At 42.7% G+C, this 396-nt stretch carries 2 pseudogenes; both read left to right on the forward strand.

Annotated features, from left to right (window positions below):
- Nucleotides 1-172: pseudogene (locus HC176_RS20135) on the forward strand (formylglycine-generating enzyme family protein); the annotation flags it as partial.
- 2 nt (nucleotides 173-174) lie between these two features.
- A pseudogene (locus tag HC176_RS17185) lies at nucleotides 175-396 on the forward strand (SCO family protein); the annotation flags it as partial.

The raw sequence follows: 396 nt of genomic DNA on the forward strand, positions 1-396 counted from the left end.
CAGCACCGGGGACAACAATCTGTTCTGTGGAGCTGCTGCTGTTGGCGCTACAGATCTTATGAACTATGCAGCTTTTATGCGCTATGCTTTCCGCGGAAGTATGAAAGCACAATATTCGGTCAAAAACCTCGGATTCCGTTGTGTGCAGGATGTGGAAAAATCAGAATTATGACCATGAAAAATTTAATATACCTATTACTCGCAGCCTTTCTTTTTACAGCCTGTAACAATGCTGAAAAGAAAGAAGCCGAAGTTGAAAATAATTTGGCTGAAACTAAGGTTTCTTCCGAAAATAAAGAGCTTCCCGAGCTTTCAATCTATAATTTACCATCTACCTGGACCACCCAGAATGGTGAGCATATTCAGCTGGAGGATCTGCGGGGGAATGTGCTGGTT

It is taken from the genome of Tamlana crocina (genome assembly GCF_012037625.1).